This window comes from Streptomyces sp. V4I8, assembly GCF_041261225.1.
GTDB lineage: Bacteria > Actinomycetota > Actinomycetes > Streptomycetales > Streptomycetaceae > Streptomyces.
In genome coordinates this window covers 19514-40169 of sequence record NZ_JBGCCN010000001.1, presented here as the reverse complement: position 1 = coordinate 40169, position 20656 = coordinate 19514, and the positions used below count along the sequence as shown (strand labels likewise).

The window sequence follows — 20656 nt, the reverse complement described above, 5'->3', positions numbered from 1 at the left end:
ATGGTGGTCGAGGCCGGAACGGGACGGGGGTGAGCCCTGTGTCGGTGACGGCTCCATGGGAACGGTTTGAGGGCGTGAAGGCCGCGGCCTGTGGCCTGCGCGTCGGGACTCCCGCGGAGACGAAACGTCCGCGGAGCGGTGGCGGTGCCGCCGCTGCGGCTCGTTCAGTCCATGCGTCACTCTCCGCGCCCGACGCCCTCCATCTGGCCCCGTCGCGTAGTACGCATCGTCGATGCGATGCGAGCAGCGCCTTCGTGAGGCTTGTCTGCTGGTACAGGACCCGGTTGTGCCGGTCGTGGTACAACTCACTTTGGCGGAGTCCCGAACGTCCGCTGCTCAGGCTGTGCTTCGGCGTTCCCGTGATGCGCTGGGCGCATCATTGCCCGGAGTCGGCGTTTGCCGGCACCTCATCGCGCAGCACCAGCCGGTTCAGCTCCAGCGAGTCCGCGTACGGGGTGAGTTCGCGGAACACCGAGGTGAGCACGGCGACCTGGGTCGGGATACCCAGGGTGAGCACGCCGACCAGTTCGGCTGTCGGGTGCGCGGTGATGTCGAACAGGCCGTAGGCGAAGCGGACTGCGGGCCTTATCTGCAGTTGTCAAGTGTTCCCACTGGTAGAAGCGTTGAGAGCAGGATCAGTTATGTAAGGTACGAGGCGCTTGTTGCCTCTGGATGAACCGGCGACTTCACGTGCCGGTGCCCTTGAAGGGCCGTGTTCATGGCAGGAGCGTTACCCGGCGATCAGGAGCGCCCGGCACATTAGGGTGACCCGGCGGCTTTCGCATTTTGACTGTTCGCGACGCGCGGGATCCAGTCAGAAGCCGTCGAAGTACTCGTTGTTGATCTCCTGCTGGATGCGCGGAGCGAGTAACGGCATGCAGTAGTGGAGATTGGGATTGTCCACCGAGACGTCGCCCATCATGTAGGCCATACCGAGTGCCGAGCAGTCGACCTCCATCTTCATGATCTTGCCGCCGGCCTTGACTCCCTCATAAGCCCCGCTCACCGGTCCGGTCACGATGCCCTGCGGCCCTATCGTGCTGAGGCTGAGCAGGGCGCCGACCGTGTCGCCCTCGTCCAAGTCGTTCTTGGCGCCCAAGATCGCCAGACCGGCGCCGATTGCGCCAAACAGCAGACCACCGCCGCGGGCCAGCATGGACCCCTCAGAGCTCGCGGCCCTCGCCGCAGGAGCGGCGAACGATTCCGCTGCTGGAGCCGAGAACACTTCCGCCGCCGCGGTTTCGACCGGCGCCTCGGCCACAGTGGCGGCCTGCGAAGACATTGTTGTGGTTGTCTCGGCCCAGTTGCCGGCGAAGATGGACGACCGCGGAGCCTTCGACACCGACAGTTGCGTGAAGTTTCCAGTACTTTGCAGATTGGCGTCGAGTGCGCCGTCGACGGCTGCGGCGATCTCCGAGTCCGGCACGCACATGAGCACCTGCTTCCCGCCGGAACGGCCCGCTGCCGAGATGGCAGGATCTGCGAAGGATGAATCGAATTGACCGGCCACCGCAGCGTGGGCACCCGCAGGCACCGACCTTCCCGTGGAGGCAGCGGCCTGTTCGAGCCTGGCCAGCCCCGCCTCGGGTCCAAGTTCCTTTGCTGTCGCCGCTGTGACGCCGCCCGCTTTGGCCTCGGCCTTCACCCTGTTAATCAACGGCACATCCAGCTCGGTCTTGGCGTTGGCGGTCTGCTTGTCGATCAGCAGGGTGGGCTGGTTCCGATCGATGGCGGAGCCGCGCCCCGGGGGGATCGGCGACTTGCCGTCCGGCCCGCGAAGATTCTCGCGCTGCAAGGCGATTGGGTCGATGTGCTCGGACTCGAGCTGCTTCGGCGTTCCCTTGCCTCGAAGGCCTTGGCTGCCATGCCGGTTCACATCGCCCTCCTGCCCCTGCTTCTTGGGGCTTGTGCCGCCACGGTCGTGGCGACCGATCGGATCGGCGTCCGCGTAGAGGTAGAGGTTGGTCCCGCCGTTCAGACCGGTGCGATCGCAGCTGAGCCAGCGTCCCAGCCATGGCAGGTAGTAGCGGGAAAGATGATAGGTGAAGCCGGTTTCTGCGTCGCGTTCTTGCCCGGTGAAGCGATATCGCGGAGTCTCGATCTGGCCGCGCGCCGCCTGATAACTGGAGGCCCCGTACGGCGTGTACTCCTCGTAGGCCAGGACCTGGGCTGTATCGTCCAGCTCAAGGGTTACGGACCCGAGACGATTGGCGAACTGATATCTGGTCAGTCTCGACGGGACGCCGGGCTCGTCGCCGGCCAAGCGCAGATCCACCTGGGCGATGCGCTGCCGGTCGTCCCTGAGGTGAAAGGTCTGGCGCAGCAGTGGGTCTCCGCCTTCCCGCTGGAAGATCTCCGTTGAGCCGACGTAGAGCCGGGACTCCTTCACCACGCCAGGGGAGCTCTCGGTCACCTTGCGGACGCGCTGGCCTGCGCTGTCGTAGACGTACCAGGTCCGCTCGCCCGCATGGGTTGTGCCGTCGGTGTCGTCGGTATTGACCGCCTGTCGCCGGGTCATCCGCAGCTGATCGCGGAAGTCCCACCGCACCTCTTCCAGGTGGGGTAGGCCAAGCAGATTGCCGTGCTGGTCGTAGCCGGTGCCGCCTGCGCCGTACACCTCGGTGGTGCCACCCACGGTCGAGCGGGTTAGTCGATTGCTCGCCCTGGAAGGCTCGAGCTGACTCGGCTCACTGTACGAGAAGGTTCGCGTCCAGCCCGGATTGGCGCCGTCACTTCCCCGGTGCTCCATGCTGAGCAGGCTGCCCACGGCGTCGTAGCGATAGCGCTCGAGGTACCGGCCCATGGCCCCGCCATCGCCGGGATGGATCAAGCCGACCCGGCCAGCATCGTTGTACGAGTGCGGGATCAGCGCACCGGTCTGGCCCAGATGCTCCCGCCCGGTCGCCTCGATCAATCTATGAGTTGCGTCGTAACGATATTCATTGAGCGGATCGACGACCGCGTTGCGGAAGAAGAGCTGCTGCTGTGCGTCGTCGCGGATCGACATCACGTAGCCCGACGGGTCGTACGCGTAGTTGAGGTCCTGCAGCGTGTCGGAGCCGCGGCGGGTGGTGAGCCGGTTCAGTCTGAACGTGAGTGGGTCGTAGTCGTAGTCCGTGACCGCCCCGTTGCCGTAGTTGATCTGCTGGCGCTGGCCCTTGGCGTCGTAGCGCACCCCAGTCACGCACGGCATGGACGCCGTGCCCGGGTCCAGCAGGCCGTCGGGATCGGCGCTGAGATCGAGCCAGGCATCGGCGGTCTCGAAGAGGCCCGCCTCGTTGTAGGTACGCTGGACCACTGCCGCGACATGGCCGTTCTGGCTGGCGTGTGGCGCCACCTCCTGCATGGGTCGGTTCAGAGCATCGACACGGGCGCTCTGCCACATGATTCCGGGCAGCAGGTCGACCGTGCCGGACCAGTCGATCAGTGCATCGTAGATGCGCACGATCTGCCTGCCCGAGCGGATGATGTTGCCCTTGAAGTCATAGCGGTCGGTCACGGTGGTTCCTGCCTGGTCGCGCAGTTCGACCGCCCGGCCCCGGAGGTTCCGCTGTTCCGGATGGGGAACGGACTCGCCGAAGACCGTTGCGCCGGTCATGATCTCCATCGCCGACCCCGGCTCCTGAAGGAACACCGCCACGGGACGGCGCAGCGCGTCGTACGTGGTGCGCTGCTGATGCCCTCGGCTGTCCCAGGTACGGATCTCGTGGCCCGCGACATCCATCAAGGTCCAGCGCTCACCGGACTCCATGCTCGCCAGGTGCAGGAGACGGCCCATCACGTCGTGGTCGTACCGTACGACCAGGCGGCCGAGCGTATCGATGACCTGCAGTTGGTGGCCCTCGATGTCGAGGACTGTTCGGGTGGAATAGGTTTCGTTCGTCGGCGGTGAACCGTTCGGCGCATTGCTGTAGCGGAACCGGTTCGCCATCACTGCCAGCGCGGCGCGGCCCAGCGAATCGCTGTGCAGTACAGCAGGAGTGGCCGCGTGCTCCGCGGCGAGTTCCGCTGCGCGGCGCTGTGCTGCGACGTCGCGCGAATCCGGCCACCGATCAGCGCGGTCTGGGCCGAATGCCGGATCGGTGCGGAACTCGTACCAGGTGGGGCGCAGATCCGCGTCCGGCAGCCGGGACAGCAGGCCACCGACCTCCGGGTCGGCGGCATGGTTGGCGATCAGCACGGTGTCGTTCCGATCCCAGTTCGCGTGCTGCCATGGCCCGAAGAGAGCCTTCTCCCATGTGTGATCGGGGTGGACCTTCGCGACCATGCGGCCGAGCGCGTCGTAGCAGAGGATGGGAGTGACGCCGGCCCGGGTCTCCCGCTCGTAGATGTGTGTCGGGGCGAAGAAGGGCTCGTACTGCCGAACTGGTCTGGCCTTGTTGTTGTACACGGTCCACCCCGATCCGGCCCACCGCGGCCCACTGGCATCGGGCTCAGCCATGGTCTTGATCTGAATCTGGCGGTCGAAGCCGTCGGAGTAGGCGAAACTCACCTGCATGCGAAGCGGGGCGGGATCGGAGACGTGGGTCTCCCGAAGGATTGTGCATGCCCATGCTGGGCTCGGATCGGCTGCCGTCGTTGACCGCCGGTAGGTATGAAGGTTGTAGACGAACCGCTGAGTGGCGTCGCTCAGCAGCGTTCTTGCTGACCCGGAGAGAGGATCGGAGGACAGTCCGTCAAGTTCGGCCGCCGTCGGATCCCGAACGAGATCCGGTGGTAGGCGATCACCTTCAGCGGGGACCGCTTCGGCCTTGCCCATCATCGCTGTCGCCACAATCATGCCCAGAGCGTCGAAGGCGGCCGCCGAACGATTGCCGTTCGCATCGGTCACCTCCACCGGCTGAAGAACGCGATAGTCGGCCTGGGACATCGTGCTCCTGTTGCCGAGCGCATCCTCGGTCTGTACTGGAAGCAGGTGGTGGGCATCGTAGGTGACCACCGATTCGGTCGGTAGCGCGGCGGTGTGGAAAGGATTCTGATACCGATGAGCCAGGAAGAATGACCCTTGGGCGAAAGCGAGCTCCTGCTCTGCTGTATCGCTGGTATCGGGTGAGAAGTATGTGGTACCCGATGGGACCCACCAGCCGGCTTCGCCGGGCACATGCACGTACCGGCCTTCGCCGAGCAATATCGAATCGGTCACCCTGCCGCCGAAGACGGCGGATACATGCGCGTCTGTGAAGGCGAGCCGATAACTCTCAAAGGAGAGCGCTCGAGATTCGAGCGCTCCGACGGGCAGCGGTTCGCTCAGGTCGTCGGCGCGATAGACGTGCTGCGTCCGATCGATGATGCGCTTCTGTAGAAGCCCTGTCGTGGGTGTGATCACGTAGTCGATCGGCACAGCGTCCAAGATCGCATCGTCGAGCTTCATGAAGCTGTATCGCCTGCTCGGCCCCGGCGCAGCCATCCCGGTGAGTTCGACTGACGTCGATCGAGCAGGAAGCGGCGTCCGGTGGTCGTTCTCCTCGTCAACGGCGTTCGTCCAGGTGGCCTCGATCGCCGAGATCCAGACCCTCGCTTGCGCAGCCTGATCGATCACACTCAAGTCGGGATCAGGCGCTCGCCGTCCATATCCCACCGTTGCCGTACGCTCCACGTTGCCGTACTCGTCGACTGCAAGGGTGAACGTGTGGGTCGTCCGGGGATCTGCGGGCACACGTTCGTAGTGGTGACTGATTGCCTCCCGAGGATGGGTGAAGAACACAACATGCCGGTTGGGGCCGCGTTGCTGCAGGACCTCGACGGTGAGGTTCTGCTCGGTCACTGTGTATGGGTGGACCGCCTGCGATGTGCCGTCGTCGGCGTAAACCTCCTGCCGCAGCATGGCTCCCTTCAATGCCCGGCATGCCTCGCGCCGCGCGCCGGTGTCGAGCCCCTGCGGTAGCACCGTGTCGGGCAGCAGCATCGCTGACGCCTCGGCGTCGGTCAGCCCCGGTTCGCGGTAGTACTCGGCGGCGAGGTGGGTCGAGACCTGTTCGCCCGGGCGGAAGACCCCGGTGTGGTACCAGGTCACCGTACGTGCCGGCGGCACGTGGGAGACCTCGTCCTGGTTCGTGGCCGCGGTGCCCTGGACCAGATCCGGGTAGGTCTCGGTGTCCGACTGCTCGATGCGGCCGAATCCACGGAACTCGCGTTCGAAGCCGTCGAAGTACCCGTGGGCATAACGGAACCGGCTGACGAACCGGTTCCCGCTGATCCGGTCGATGGTCTCAACCCTGCTGACGCAGTGCACGGGGAAGGGGAGCAGGGTGGCCCACGGCCGGCCGGCCTTCAGATCATCGAGGTAGAAGCGGGTGGACGGCGCGTACTCGACCGCGGTCTCGCTGCCGAGATTGTTGACCGACCGGATGAGGAGATGCGGCTTGGTGCCGCCCATCAGGTCGATGTACCGCACCGGCGTCCGGGTGTCCGCGGGCGCAGGCGAAGACCACACGAGGCACGCCGTGCCGTTGCCGAGCAGATCCGCGACCTGGACCGCGCTGAACTGGGTGACCGGCGGAAAGCCCCGCAGGCGAAGCGGATCCGTCAATCGGTTGCCGGATTCATTGACATAGAGCCGTACGCCGTCGCGGCCTAGGTAGATGATGTCCGTCGCGTTCGAGCCGTCGATGTCGGCGAGCCGGATCCGCCGCTGGTCGAAGGCCTCCGTGGTGTCGAACCAGGGTGAGTTGCGCAGGATGATGCGTGAGCCGAACCGGCCGTAACCCAGACTCGGCCAGTAGGCGACCTGCCCGTTGCGGATGCGCACCAGGTCGACGAGGCCGTCGCCGGACATGTCGGCCAGGTACACCGCCTGCTCTCCGTCGGCGAAGACCAGTCGCGGCCCGGCACCGTCGTCGTCCGGATGCGGAACCCGTCGCCCGGCGTCGAACCCGTCTTCACCGAGCGATCCGTACCAGGTGAAGGAGTCACCTTCAGTGACCAGGATGTCGGCCAGTCCGTCGCTGGTCAGGTCGACGAACCGTAGATTCGGATCATCGAACCGGACCGCGGGGACGGCGCTCAGCGCTCGGTACGCCGTCCAGCTGCCAACCTCAGTGCGGCTGCTGAAACCCGGCGAAGGCCCGTCCAGCACGGCGGCGTCCAGGCGTCCGTCGCCCTGCAGGTCCAGCAGTTGACCGCGGCCGGTGCTCGGAGTGACCGTGGCGGGCGCATCGCGCAGCGGAGTCAGCGGCCCGAGCCGACCGCCACCGAGGTTCGCCTTCCAGTACCAGGTTCCGCTCTGCACCGTCAGCGCCCCCGGCAGGCCGACGCCGTCCAGGTCGATCCACTGGTAGACGTGCCCATCAAGGCCGATCGGCAGGTTGCGCTGGCTCTCGTCGTCCAGGGTGTGCACGGTTGGGTCGATCGTCGGCTTGCTGTAGGCGAACTCGACCGGCGGCAAGGTACTGCGCAGGTACCGGCCGTCCGGCTGGCGGATGTAGCCGGACTGGGTGACCGACATCAGGAACGACGCGATGCGCGTGCTCCCTTGATGGGCGAGTTCGTCCTCGGGGGTTACTTGGCCGTCGTTCACGAGGTCGTGGTAGTCGAACTCGGTCGACCGGACCAGGTAGGGATCCGGGCCGAGGTCCGGGATCCGGTGGAACATCAGCACTCCGGTGCAGCGGCGATGCGTCCGGATCTCGAATCCTGCCCGGTTGCTGGAGAACGGATCGGGCCGCACCGGCCATGTGCCGGACGCATCGACCGATGCGTCGGCGTAGTGGTGCTGTTCGTCCGCCGGCACCCCGGGGTCGGGTGGGCGATGCGTGAGATGACCTTCGGCGTAGTCGAGAACGGCTTCGAACATCCAGTCGCTGGCATCGGCCTGGACCAGACGCGAGGTCCGGTTGCCGTAGAGGACCCGCTTCAAATACCGCATGCGGACGTGATCTCGGACAGCACTGCCCGGCAGTGGCGGTTCGACGCCGCGGTCGTCCTCGGGCACGTACTCGTAGACGATCGCATTGCCCCTGTCGTCGTGGCTCTCGCAGATCAGCCACTCAAAGGTCCGTGCACCGTTCTCGATGCGGCTCTCGGGGGTGCGGCCGTAGAGCGTGGTCACGTTGTCCCGGCTGATCGAACGCCAGTGTGTCTCGCCGGTCGCTACGTCCGCCCAGCGCTCGATCCGGGCGAAGAGCCCTTCGATCCGCGGGCGGTACCGGTGAACGCTGAATCCCGGGAAGGTGGCGGTGTCTGCGTGCCGGGTGCCATCGGTTTCCAGCACTGGCACGAGATCCTCGGCGCCGGAGATGAGGAACACATCGGATTCGTCCGCATCCGCGTATCGCGGCAGTCCCTTGTCGGTCTTTCGCATGATGGCTGGTGTGTTCAGGGACCAGCCGAATCCCCACACTCCGTTGCCGTTGCCGGAGTCGTAGCCGAGAGAGAGCGATGGCCCGAATCCGGATCGCCCGGGTGACAGCGGGATCGGGATGCTCATCGAGGCCGTGCCGGTGACGGGATTGGTGCCGAACTTCTCGCCGATCCCCTTGATCGCGCCGCCTCCCTTCGGCGTGCTGACTACTGGCAGAGTGGATTGCGGGTTCACTCCGGTACCGGTCTCGTTGGCGCTGGCGGAACTGATGTCGGTGCCTGATGAACCACTCGGCTGGCCTGGGGCCTCCGGGATCGCACCGGGCACGGGTGGGCTGGCCATCACAGGAGGGTGAAGCGTTCGACGACCCAGAGCTGGCTGATGCTGGCCGCGAGGTCGGTGATGGTCAGCTTCAGGCTGGTCACGGGCGCTCCGACATCGTGCGCTGCGAAGACGGTGAGGTCATCTCCGGCGGGTGCACCGGAAGTGAAGGAAACATCGACGCCCCCCTGGACGGCAGTGACCTGGTCCGGCGTGAGATCGCCTTGAACGAACAGGTAGATGTCGCTGGCCACGACTTTGTCCGGGTCCCGCCCCTGGGTGAAGAACGGCAGCGTGCGCGTGATGTCGGGCAGATCGACGACCCGCTCGGTGGCGGCCGCCGGTGGGTGCATCCCGGCGTACCAGGCATCCGCGAACTCGTTGATCACGTCGAAAGCCGTGGAGAGCCCTTCGTTCTGGCTGAGGTCCTGGACGTCCTTGACCCAGTCGAGCAGAGCGCTCTCCGCCGCCGTGCGCAGCGCGTCGCCGCCGTCTCGGCTTGTGTACCGCAGCCGCATGGTGACGTCGGTGATGGACCGGTAGTCGAACTGGCGGAATGTCCGGGGGAGTTCGAGTCGCCAGGAGCTGATCGCGCCGGCGCCCTCCCCGAACAGGAATCGCTCGCTGTTCAGGTTGAGGTCGAAGGCGCCGTTCTCCGAGTCGGCCGAGCTGAACGCTGCCGCGGTGAGCGGAATGTTGGTGGTGGCGAAGCGCGGATCGTCCTCATCGGTGCTCTGCGGGTAATCACCTGCATTCCTCGCCTCCGGTGTGGCCCGGTACTGGTGTTTGAGCAGTCGGACGGTCGCGTTCAATCCGGTGTGGGGGCCGATCGTGCACGGGATGCTCAGGCCTACGGTCTTGATCCGGCGCTGGTAGTGCCCGCAGTAGTCCATGTCGAAAAGAACTTCCGGCAGCGAGAACTCGCAGACGCCGGTCTCGCGCAGGGTCATCAGGGCGGCGGGATCGAGCCGGCGCAGCGAGATCGACTTGGCGATCTCGAAGTCGTGGCCGCGGGAGTTCTGGTAGGCCGACTCCAGTTGTTTCAGCCCCTGCCAGAGCTTCTCCCCGGCCAGCAGCCCGTCCCGGGCCGGATCCCAGTAGCCGAACTGGATGAAACCCGGCCCGGTGTAGGCACGTTCGAAGCGGAACAGTTTCTCGGCCTTCTTCGCCAGCTCGTAGGCGAGGGTGTAAGCCTGATAGTGCAGGCCACTGAGCTGGCCCTCCATCCAGGTGTAGAGCGCCGGCCCGCTGTACTTGCTCTCCAGGAAGTCCAGCACGGCCTGCGAGTTGTCGATCGCGGCCTGCTGGTTCGTGATCTCCTTCCTGGCGATGTCGATCCGGATGTCCTGAGCGACCGTCTGCTTGTCGATGTTGGTGATCTCGTGCCCGGCGGTGTTCGCCTGCTGGACCCGTTCCTGCAGCTGCCTCTGCAGGCCCGCCTTGCGGCCGGCATTGGTGGAGTCGAACGACGTGCCGTTGGCCGCGACCTGCAGCTCGCGCGCGATGGCCTGGGTGAGATTGCCGAGATTCGAACCACCCCAGGAGACCTGAGCGCCGACGCCGAGCGGCGTCGCGTGCGCGCCCACCAGCGGAATCGCATGGAACACGCTGGCCAGCGCCTCGATGTGACCGATCACGGTCTGCCGGTCCCGTGCCTCGGCGGCCTTGTCCAGCTCCTGCTTCTCAAGCGCATTGACCTTGAGCCCGCCGACATCCACCGGAGCCTCGATGAGGTCGGGTAGTTCGGCGTAGTCGGTGGTCTCGCTGGGCAGCTTCGACAGATCCTCACCGAGCAGGTGCAACTGGTGAGTGAGCCGGTACACGGCCGCCACCCGGCTCGCCGTCAGGGTGTCCCGCGCCTTGGTGGCCTCCTCCAGTTGCTGCGTCCGCACTGCCATGACCAGGCCGTTGATGGCGTGCTCGTGAACCGTCCGCAGATGCTGCAGTTCCTCACCGTCGCCCTTCTCCTTCGCCGCGAGGAACGCCGCGCCGAGCGTTTTCAGCTCACTGCAGGCCTCCAGCGCCTTTTGGACCAGGTACATGAACCGGTAGTCCGGGATCGGCGTGTCCAGATCGTTCAGCACGCTTGAGATGCTCAGTCCCGCGGCTGCGGCCGCCACCAGCAGGTTCGGATCCAGCGGTGCCTCGAACAGAGGGAGTGGCGAGTAGACGCCGTTGATGTCCTGGCACGCGCGGATCTTCGCCAGCCGGTCGTCGATCGTTGTGCGCAGGGCCTGGATCTCGGGGTTGGCCGGGATGCAGAAGTAGAGACTGGACGCCGACCCGAACAGGTTGGCCGGTTGCGGTTCGGTGACCGTCTGGCCGTCCGGGAGATCCGTGGGGTCGGGCAGGTCGGGCTGGTTGGTGAACGGGAAGGCCAGCTCCAGATCGACCAGCGCATTGCTGAACGCGTCCCACCGGTCGAGCAGTGAGCGATACGTGGCCGGCTCGGTCTTGCCCCGCTTGGGGATCTCCTGCCCGGCTGGGCCGTAGAGGTGCGACGCCATCACGTAGCACTGGATGGCCATCGGAATGGTCTCGAGCGTGTTCTGCCGGAAGTAGTAGTCGCCGTACTCGATCCAGATCCGCACGTACTGCATGGCGGCCCAGCGTTTGTAGGCCGAGATGCGGCCGCGGGCCACGACGTGAGGGTTGAACGGATTCTTGCGCCACTCGCTGATGTCTTTGTCCGGTGTGTTCGGCTGCAGTCGCAGGAACAGGTCCTGGGCGTCCCGGTCGATTTCGGTCAGGCGCAGGGGGAGGAAGCGCCATACCGGATCCGGATCCTGTGCGGTGTCCTTCGCCGTCGGATTGACTATCCAGTGCATGACGCGGAGCGCGTCATCGAATTGCCGTGCGCTGAGCAATCGCTGCGCCAGCAGCATGAGCGCATGGAAGCCGAGTTCCCAGGTGTAGAGGGAGACTGGCGACCGCAGCTCGTGGAACAGTGCGACGGCGTTCTGCTCGTACTGGCCGTAGCGCTCGTCGAACGATGCGACGTCGAGGTAGTACTGGAACAGCCCCTTCACGCCCTGCGTGTTCAGCGTGCCGAGCAGCGGCGGCACATCCGCGTCGTCCAAGTGATCATTGGCGCCCCCCGTGTAGAACAAGGTCACCGAACGCAGATCACGGAGTGCGTAGGGCCGGTCCGTGTGCACCGGGCCGCCGGTTTCCAGCGCTTGCATGGACCTCAGTACGTTCAAGCTGTCCCAGTGGAAGGTCAGCGAGGGGCGGGGGGCCCAGTCAGCCGCGGTCCCGCTCACATCCACGTGATGGCCGCTGAACTCGAACCGCCCCACCTTGTCCGCGAGGCCGTAGACGTCGATCAGCACAGAGTCGCTGGTGATCCGGGGCACGAAGGTGTACGAGCCGATGTCGGGCAGCACGGCACCCTTGTCCGAGTACAGCGCGCTGGTGGACAGCCGCTTGGGCGACCATTTGCCGTTGCGGAACTCGCTGTAGTTGAGCTTGATCTCCCAGGACAGCACGCTCTGCGTGGCGCTCACCGGCTGACCGCCGACAGTGTTGTAGGAGGCGCCCCCCGACGCCGCGGCCGGGGGGTCCGTCTTGCGGTTGAACTGCGGGAAGAACATCAGCAGCCTGCCCTGGAGGACTGCCGGAACGAGGTAGCAGCCGTTCACATTCGTCTGTCCCCGGATCACGTCGTAGCTGGGCACGTCGACCGGGACCCGCTGCCAGGGGCCCCAGCGGATGTTCTCGGTGTCCAAGATCCGGTAGTAGAACAGGTGGGGCGCGGACTGGGTGCGGGCGAAGATGTGCACCGTCTGCGTCGTGTTGTCGACGAAGAGCCCCGCCGGTTCGAGCCGGGCAACCTCGTCCAGCCCATCAACGTAGGCCCGCAGCGCCGACTCGATCGTGTCCTGGTTGATGTCCTTCTGCAGCAACTGCGCCTGCAGCGCGTCGAAGATCTCAGAGGTGTCGTCGCGCAGTTCGGCCCGCAGATAGCTCTCAGGGTTGACGAACACCTTCCGGTTCGCCTCCCAGACGCGGTACTTCTGCATCCACTCCCAGCGGCCTCGGTCCAGAACCGTCACGTCGACCCCGTGGTCACCTTCCAGGCCCAGCAGGCACCGCTGGACGAAGGACTGGACGCTCGAGAGCGCCTGCTTGATCCGGGATGTGTCCCGGCAGGCGCCCATCTCGACATCGATGAGGAAGAACTCGAAGAGGCTGTCCGAGTCGATCACGCCCCACTCGCGCAACTCGGGCTGGGCGACGAGGTGGCCGACCAGGGCCCGGCGCTGGTGCGAGCGCAGTTCGTCGTACAGCGGCTCGACGGCCTTCTCCCAGTCCTCCTGGGTGAACCCGCCTCGATAGGCGGCCTCGATGCCGCTGGCCAGCGCGTGCGCCGGCCAGAACCGCGAGCCCGGATCGGCCCACGCGAACAGCTGCGGCACTGCGGCCCTGGAGGCATCCACGACCTCCAGTGCGCGGGCCATCCGGATCAGCGTGATCTCGTTACGGAACGACGCGGGATCCTGGACGTCGAACCCGGCCGGTGCGAGCAGCGCCGAGACCGGGGCCGGATCCCACCCCGTCGCCGTCACGATCCGGTCAGTCAGCTGCGCCGGGTCGGGTGCCGTGCCGCCGGCCCAGCGGAACAGCGCGACCATGGCTTCGCCATTGCTGGTGATCGTACTGCGCAGATGGGTGTACGCGGCCAGCCGCCGCCAGCCATCGAGCCCGGGGGCATCGAAGTCCCAGCCACCGAAGTCGCTCTGGTGCTGGTTGAGCCAGCTCGTCTCATCGGCGCCGAGGCCGTGCGCATTCACCACAACGCCCGTGCGCCAGAGCTTGACGAGCACCTCGCCGACTCCCGCCGCCATGTGCTCGGCGAGCAGGGCCGATCCGGGAAGGGCGGCAGTCGGGTGTCCGGCGGTCTGCCACTTCACCTGAGCCAGCGGGATGTCGTGCGTATCGAAGGGGATCAACGTGCCGGAGCGCAGGGAGATCGGCCGGCTCAGCCACACATTGGAGGGATCCTGCTGCTGGGTGTCCAGCGGCAGAGCATCACCATCGATCGACAGAGCGGCCGGCTCGGTGTCGAAACCCGCGGCCACGAAGACGTAAGTGTCAGTAGCGGGCACCATCAGATGGCCATGGAATCCGGGTCCTGCCGAACCCGTGTTCTTCAAGGACAGCAACGCGTCCATGGCCGATCCACCGGCCGCGGTGCTGAGCACGTCCGAGAGCAGGACGTCGGTCACCGGCCCGTCGATACCCGCTGCGCCGGAGACGGTGTCGACGATGAGCTTGTGCGCCAGGCGCTTGCGCAGTTCCGGGAGCAGCGCCTGCAGGAACGCCAGCCGCTTCAGCACCGCGGTGGAGGGCTCGGCGGGTGGCGGTTCGCCCGCGCCGGGGACCGGCCAGACGTCACCGCCGAGCAGGACGCCGGCCAGCTCCTGCTGCGCTGCCGGATCCGCGGCCAGCGGCGCGATCACGGCCTCGAAGAACGTCTTCGGCTGTGCCGCAAGCCGATCCAGGGCAGAGCGCCATCCCGGTAACGGGGAGAGCGCCTCCACCACAGCGCGGTCGTTGGCGTCGAGGATGCCGGTCACCGAGAGAGTGGCGGATGGCGCGGGCTGTCCCGGCTGGGCGGCCGGTGAGGTGTACGTGACCCGTCCCGCCAGCGCTTCCGGGACCTGGATGGCCAGGCCTGCAGGCGCATTCGTGATCCAGGACCAGCTCCCCTGGAACAGGCCCACGATCTGGTTCACGACCGGATCGTCGAACAGCAAGCTGCTTCTCGACGACGGCCGAACGCTGACCCTCTGACGGCGTATCAAAACTGACCCTCTTGGTGATCTTCGTCTGACTCTGGCCTTGTTGATCAAGGTCAGGAGGAAGAGGTGATCCTTGTGGAGGACTGGGCAGAGATCCGTCGGTTGCACCGGGCCGAGCAGATGCCGATCAGGGCGATCGCCCGCCATCTGGGCATTTCGAAGAACACGGTGAAGCGGGCGCTGGCGCACGACCGGCCGCCGAAGTACGAGAGGCCGGCCAAGGGCTCGGTGGTGGACGCGGTCGAGGTGCAGATCCGCGAGCTGCTGCGGGAGACGCCGACGATGCCCGCGACGGTGATCGCCGAGCGGATCGGCTGGGACCGCGGGATGACCGTGCTCAAGGAGCGGGTCCGCGACCTGCGTCCCGCCTATATCCCGGTGGACCCGGTGTCGCGGACGACGTATCGGCCGGGTGAGCTGGCCCAGTGCGACCTGTGGTTCCCCGACGCGGAGATCCCGCTCGGCTACGGGCAGACCGGGCAGCCGCCGGTGCTGGTGATGGTGTCCGGCTACTCGCGGATGATCGCCGCGAGGATGCTGCCCTCGCGGCGGACCGGGGACCTGATCGACGGGCACTGGCGGCTGCTGTCCGCCTGGGGCGCCGTCCCGAAGATGCTGGTCTGGGACAACGAGTCCGGGATCGGCCGCGGGAAGGTGACCGGCGAGTTCGCCGCGTTCGCGGGCCTGCTCTCCACCAGGATCTACCTCTGCCGCCCCCGCGATCCAGAAACGAAAGGGCTGGTGGAGCGGGCCAATGGTTACCTGGAGACCAGCTTCCTGCCGGGCCGTCACTTCTCCGGCCCCAACGACTTCAACGCCCAGCTGGGCGAGTGGCTGAAGGTCGCCAACCGGCGCCGGCACCGCGCTCTGCAGGCCCGTCCGAGCGAGCGGTGGGAGGCGGACAAGTCCGGGATGATCGCGCTGCCGCCGGTCGACCCGCCGTCCTGGTGGCGTTTCTCCATCCGGCTCGGCCGCGACCACTACGTCCGCATCGACACCAACGACTACTCCGTCGACCCCGCCGCGATCGGGAGGACGGTGACGGTGCTCTGTGACAACGATGAGGTCATCGTCCTGGCCACCGGCGGGGAGATCGTCGCCCAGCACCCCAGGTGCTGGGCGAAGCACCAGACCCTCACCGACCCCCAACACGCCGCCACCGGCACCCGGATGCGTCAGGGAGTGCACCGTCAGCAGGCAGCCCGCCAGAGCCGGCTGGCTGCTTCGTCCGGCCCGATGGTCGAGGTCGAACAGCGCGAACTGGACACCTATGACCGACTGTTCACCGTCATCGACGGCGGCGGCGACAAGGAGGCGAGCTGAATGCCCCGCCCCGCGACAGCCTCCGGCGACGACGAAGGCGAGGAAGAGCCCGGCGCCGTCGAGAAGACCACCACCGCCAGGACGGCAGCGGCGGCATCCTCCCGTCGGACGGGCCGGCAGACCTTGACTGACCTGGCTTTCCTCGCCCGCGCGATGAAGGCCCCGGCCCTGCTGGACGCCGCCGAACGGCTGGCCGAACGCGCCCGCAAGGAGTCCTGGACGCACGCCGAATACCTCGTCGCCGTGCTCCAGCGCGAGGTGAGCGCCCGCGAATCGCACGGCGGCGAGGCCCGCGTCCGCGCGGCGAGGTTCCCCGCCGTCAAAACGGTCGAGGAACTCGACGTCACCCATCTGCGCGGGATAACGCGCCAACAGCTCGCGCATCTGGGTACGTTGGACTTCATCGCCGGGAAGGAGAACGCCGTTTTCCTGGGTCCGCCCGGGACCGGAAAGACACACCTGGCGATCGGGCTCGCGGTCAGAGCCTGCCAGGCCGGACACCGCGTCGCCTTCGCGACCGCCTCCGAGTGGGTCGACCGGCTCGCCGCCGCCCACGCAGCCGGCCGTCTGGCCGACGAGCTCACCAGACTGGGCCGCTACCCGCTGATCGTGGTGGACGAGGTCGGCTACATCCCCTTCGAGGCCGAAGCCGCGAACCTGTTCTTCCAGCTCATCTCGAACAGATACGAACGCGCGTCCGTGATCGTCACCAGCAACAAGCCCTTCGGACGCTGGGGAGAGGTCTTCGGCGACGAGACCGTGGCCGCCGCCATGATCGACCGCCTCGTCCACCACGCCGAGGTCCACTCGTTCAAGGGCGATTCGTATCGCATGCGCGGCCGCGAACTCGGACGCATCCCCACCGACAACCAAGACGACTGAACACACGCAACAGAAGACACCTGGGTCACTATTCACCCGCCCAAACTGGGTCACGGTTCACCCGCCGCCGACACTGCTCTCGGTGCGGACGCGCTCCAGCGTCGCGAGCGCCTCGTCGTCATCGCCCAGATCCGCATGCTGCTGATCGATGGCGGTCAGCCCGTCGTAGAGCGTCTTGGTCAGCCGGAGCACCGTGACCGACGACGGCGCGAGCGGGCGCCGGATATCGTCGTGCGCGGTCAGAGCGAAATCAAGCTGTCGCAGCGACAGCCCGGCCTCGTCGGCGCGCTGCCAGTCCTCGAGGAAGGCCCAAGTGGTCTCGGCGTTCACGAAGGGATCACCGAACACTGCCCGGAGCCGGACCAGGTCCGGTGTCTTGAGCCTCAGCCAGCGGCCCAGCACCGCGTAGCGCAACAGCGCAGAAAGCGTATGGACCGTGAGCTCGTCCGGCAGGCCGAGTTCCGTGATCAGGACGGCGATGTCCTGTGCTCCCATACCGAGCGCGGCCTGGAGCCCGGCAAGGTGATCTGTGATCGGCCCGGCGTCCACCAGGGCCTGGCCGTGGGCGTCCGGGCGGAAGACGTCATCGGTGCCTAGCACGTTGTGCCGCAGGAAGATCCGCGTATAGAGCGAGTCGTCCCCAGCCGAGTCGATGTCATTCCAGAACGTCAGCACGCGGTCCAGTTCGAGGCCCGTCCGCTCCATGACGCGGCTGACGAAGGTGACCTCGTGCAGAAAGCCCGCGCTGATCCGGGCCGGGCCGGGGAGCGGCGGGCATGCGGCGTCGTGCTCGCCGCACTCTTCGGTCGAACACCCGCAATCGTCCTCGAGATCCCATGCGGTCGAGCCGGTCTCGTCGCCGTCCTCGGTCTCGTCCGGATCTTCCATAGCGGGGCCGTCGCCGGTGCCCAGTCCGGCCAGTGCCCGGTCCGTCTCGGGCACGGTCCAGCCGAGTGCCCGCCACAGCCGGGCGAATCGCTGGATCCGTCCGTACTCCGCCTTGGTGACGGCGGACCCGTCCAGGTGGATCAGCCGCACCGGGTCCAGGTCGCAGGAGTCGGCCGGCGGCAGCCAGCGGATCCGTGAGCCCGGCCCGGTCTCACCGGGTGCCCCCTCTTCCCGGGGCGAGGCGGGCCGGATCAGGAAGCCGTTCCCGTCGGTCTCGCCGATCACGAAACCCTCGGGGCTGAGGATCTGAATGCTGCTCAGCACCTGCCCGGTGCTGAGGACTGCCTTCCCGTCCGGGTCCACGCCTCCGGTGGGAGCGCCGTCGAGGTCTGTGATGGAGCCGGCATGGTCGAGGTGGCCGAACTTGCCCCACCCCTCGAAGCCGACGGGTCCGAACAGATCACCGGAGATCGGCAGACGCGGGCGTTCACCGGAGTCGAGCACGATCAGCCGGCCGAGCCGCTCGAACCAGCAGTGGACCCACGCGGTGATCTCCGCGCGGGTAAGCCTGTCCTCCTCAGTCTGCGGCCCGCACGGTCCGTCCTGGCTCAGCCGCCGCCAGAGCCCCGGAACCACACCCTGCTGGGAGACTAAGAACTCGATGACCTTGCCAAAACGCCGCTTCGGATCGCCTGTTCCGGTATCGACCAGGGTCTGCAGGAATTGGTAGCTCGCCTGGATTGCCAGCGTCAGCCTCAGCGCGGGCCCGCTCGGCATCACCGGGTTGACGAACCGGGTCCGCAGGATCTCGACGAGTTCGGCGTAGGTCAGGCCGGTCCGTGGCAGGAGCTGGTCCTTGACGAACGTGAGGCCCAGGCGGCGGGTCTCGTCGGCGTCCAGCATGTCGTCCGCGGACCCGTACCCGTAGTACTCGTGCACCGGACGGACACCGATCCGCCGTCGGTACTGCCGCGGGCTGATCGTTCCGCCAGTGCACAGTTCGAGATAGTCGCGGGGCGGGAACGCCTCGCGGGTGAGGATGACGTACTGCTCCTGGGTGAGACCGAGGAACTCTGCATCCGCCGCGCGCTGCCGCAGTGCTGCCCAGAGTTCCCCGATCTGCGGAAGGTCGTCCGGGTCCGCGTTCTTCGTGTCACTGGTCGGCGGCCCGCTGCGGAACCGGTCGAGCACGTCGAACCGCGTGGTCTTCATCGCGCGCAACCAGATCCGCATCCGGTCGATCGGCTGGTGGTAGGGCAGTCCGATCGGGAAGGCCGCGCTTTTCAGGATGCAGTAGGCCTCCTGGTTGATGTGCTGCGGTTGCGCCTGCAGTTCGCCACTGGTCTCGGTCCGCACGTTGAAGGTCTCGAGCGTGACCTGCTTGGGATCGTGCGTGTCCTGGGCGTATTCGCCGAGGTGGACGACGAAACTCTCCATGATCTCGTTGACCAGGTCGATGTACGGCAGCACCACATTGGTGTTCTCGCAGGTGAGTTCGAGGCAGCCCAGATCTGGTCGGCGTCGCAGCAGCTTCTCCAGCGGTGTCCCCTCGATCCCTGGCACGGCCGGCTTACCCGGTTCCAGGTTGTTGTTCCGCAGATACTGCAGCAGCTCCACGAGATAGGCGGCCGGGCTGTAGACCGACAGGCAGTCGTCGCACTCGCAGAAGTCCAGATCGCCGAACAGGCCCTGGACGTCGAGGGTCGCCCCGGTGGCGTCGGCCGCCGTCTGCACCCGCTCGAGACGCTCGCGCTGGGAGAGCGTGCCGTCGGCCAGCTGGATCCCGGAGCCGGTGATCTGCTGGCGCATCGCCGCGAGCGCGTCCTCGTTGCGGATCTGCACCCGCACCGCATTCTCATGCGTCGCAACGGCCGTGGCCGAATTCAGCTGGCCCTCCACCCGGCGGAGGAACTGGTCGCGTGGCGTCATCGCCACGGCCATGGCTGACCGGTTGCCAGTGCCGATCACCGCGGCCACGGCTTCCGGCGTGGGGCTGATCGCCTGCACGCGCTGCAGAGTCTTCAGCCCCTCGGTCACGCCCTTCCGCTGATCCTCAGGAACGCCGTCCAAAGCACCCGGAGCCTGGAGGGCGGAGGTGAGCGAGTTCCTCCGCAGATCGAACCCGTCGCCCAGGTTGCCGAGCACCCGCACCACGCCAGCCTGCTCGGCGGCACCACCGACGGAGATCTCGTCGTCCTGCACCATCCGCTGGAGGACCGCGGTGGGCTCGCGCCGGAACAGTCCGGTGCGAAGCTGCCGGGCGAACGCCGTACGGCGCTCCTTTGCCGTGTGGCCGGGCAGGCCGGCCGGCGGTGCGGAGCGGCCGAGCGCCGTCACTAGGTCGTCGAGTCCGTTCTGCAGGGCGATTGTTCGAAAGCCGGGCACGGCGCCCGGAGCCGCAAGCGCCGTCTCGAGAGGCCGGTGGCCGCCGCTCCAGGCGACGAACTGCTCGGCCGCAGAGACCTCGTCGGGCTTGGTGTCGTCCGGGGCCAGCCGACGGACGGCGGCGTCACGAGCATCCATGCGAAGTCCTCGGTCGGGTCCTCCTGATTGGTGTAGGCAATCCTGAGTTGCCCAGGAGCAGCCTTCCGATCGGGGTGTTGGGAAGCGCGCCGACAGCCGAACCCTGGAAGGAGGAGGTGAGGGTCAGCCGAACGCTGTCCCGGGCGGCTGGCGGCAGTCCCTCGGTCTGCGGGAAGGCCTTCAGATACGAGGTCTCCTCCGGCTGGGCCCGCCCCGCTGCAGCTGCCTTCGGACGGACCTCGATGACTACATCACCCATGAGCCCGCGCCCGGCAGTTGCTGTCCAGTCACGCCGGCACGCGGACGCACTAAGACCGTGTTCCGTGAGAGAGGGATGGGGCGCGTCAAGGTTGGCTTCGCAGCCGGTCTTCGGTGACCAGGAACGCATGATTAATTCGTTCACAGCCATACCCCGCCCCCGTGCCCTGTTGCCGGACATGTCGAGTGCCCGCGCCTTCGCAGTGTGGCCGGGAGCCAGGGTTAGCACCATGCGCCATTCGGCGTATGCACAGTCGACGATCTATCTCCGCCTCCACCGGAAGCAGACTCGCTCGGGGCTACTTGGTCCAAACGTGCAGCGTGTTCAGTGCCCGGCCCGCGCCGCAAGAGCGCGGCT

6 protein-coding genes are annotated in these 20656 nt (G+C 66.8%); 2 read left to right on the top strand and 4 right to left on the bottom strand.

The window, feature by feature from the left end; all coding sequences use genetic code 11:
• Nucleotides 1-376: 376 nt before the first annotated feature.
• From ABIE67_RS00120 to ABIE67_RS00110, 3 genes are all read right to left on the bottom strand, one after another.
• Entirely contained in the window at nucleotides 377-517 is a 141-nt protein-coding gene (locus ABIE67_RS00120) for a hypothetical protein (protein ID WP_370251544.1), read from the bottom strand.
• Nucleotides 518-814: 297 nt separating this feature from the next.
• Entirely contained in the window at nucleotides 815-8641 is a 7827-nt protein-coding gene (locus ABIE67_RS00115) for a SpvB/TcaC N-terminal domain-containing protein (RefSeq protein WP_370251542.1), read from the bottom strand.
• Nucleotides 8641-14358 carry a neuraminidase-like domain-containing protein gene (locus tag ABIE67_RS00110; RefSeq protein ID WP_370251540.1) on the bottom strand — a complete coding sequence of 1906 codons (5718 nt, stop codon included), beginning with the start codon at nucleotides 14356-14358 and terminating at the stop codon, nucleotides 8641-8643. Before ABIE67_RS00110 ends, ABIE67_RS00115 begins: the two co-directional genes overlap by 1 nt.
• Nucleotides 14359-14490: 132 nt before the next feature.
• Here ABIE67_RS00110 and istA point away from each other — a divergent pair, with 132 nt between their 5' ends.
• Both istA and istB read left to right on the top strand, forming a co-directional pair.
• A complete protein-coding gene (gene istA, locus ABIE67_RS00105; RefSeq protein ID WP_370251537.1) occupies nucleotides 14491-15747 on the top strand; it encodes an IS21 family transposase in 1257 nt (418 codons plus the stop codon).
• Nucleotides 15748-16629 (top strand): IS21-like element helper ATPase IstB, encoded by an 882-nt coding sequence (istB, locus tag ABIE67_RS00100; protein ID WP_370251535.1) that lies wholly within the window; start codon nucleotides 15748-15750, stop codon nucleotides 16627-16629.
• Between the two features lie 57 nt (nucleotides 16630-16686).
• On the opposite strand, the gene ABIE67_RS00095 is transcribed toward istB, so the two are convergent.
• Nucleotides 16687-20040 carry a Tc toxin subunit A gene (locus tag ABIE67_RS00095; RefSeq protein ID WP_370251533.1) on the bottom strand — a complete coding sequence of 1118 codons (3354 nt, stop codon included), beginning with the start codon at nucleotides 20038-20040 and terminating at the stop codon, nucleotides 16687-16689.
• Nucleotides 20041-20656 lie beyond the last annotated feature (616 nt).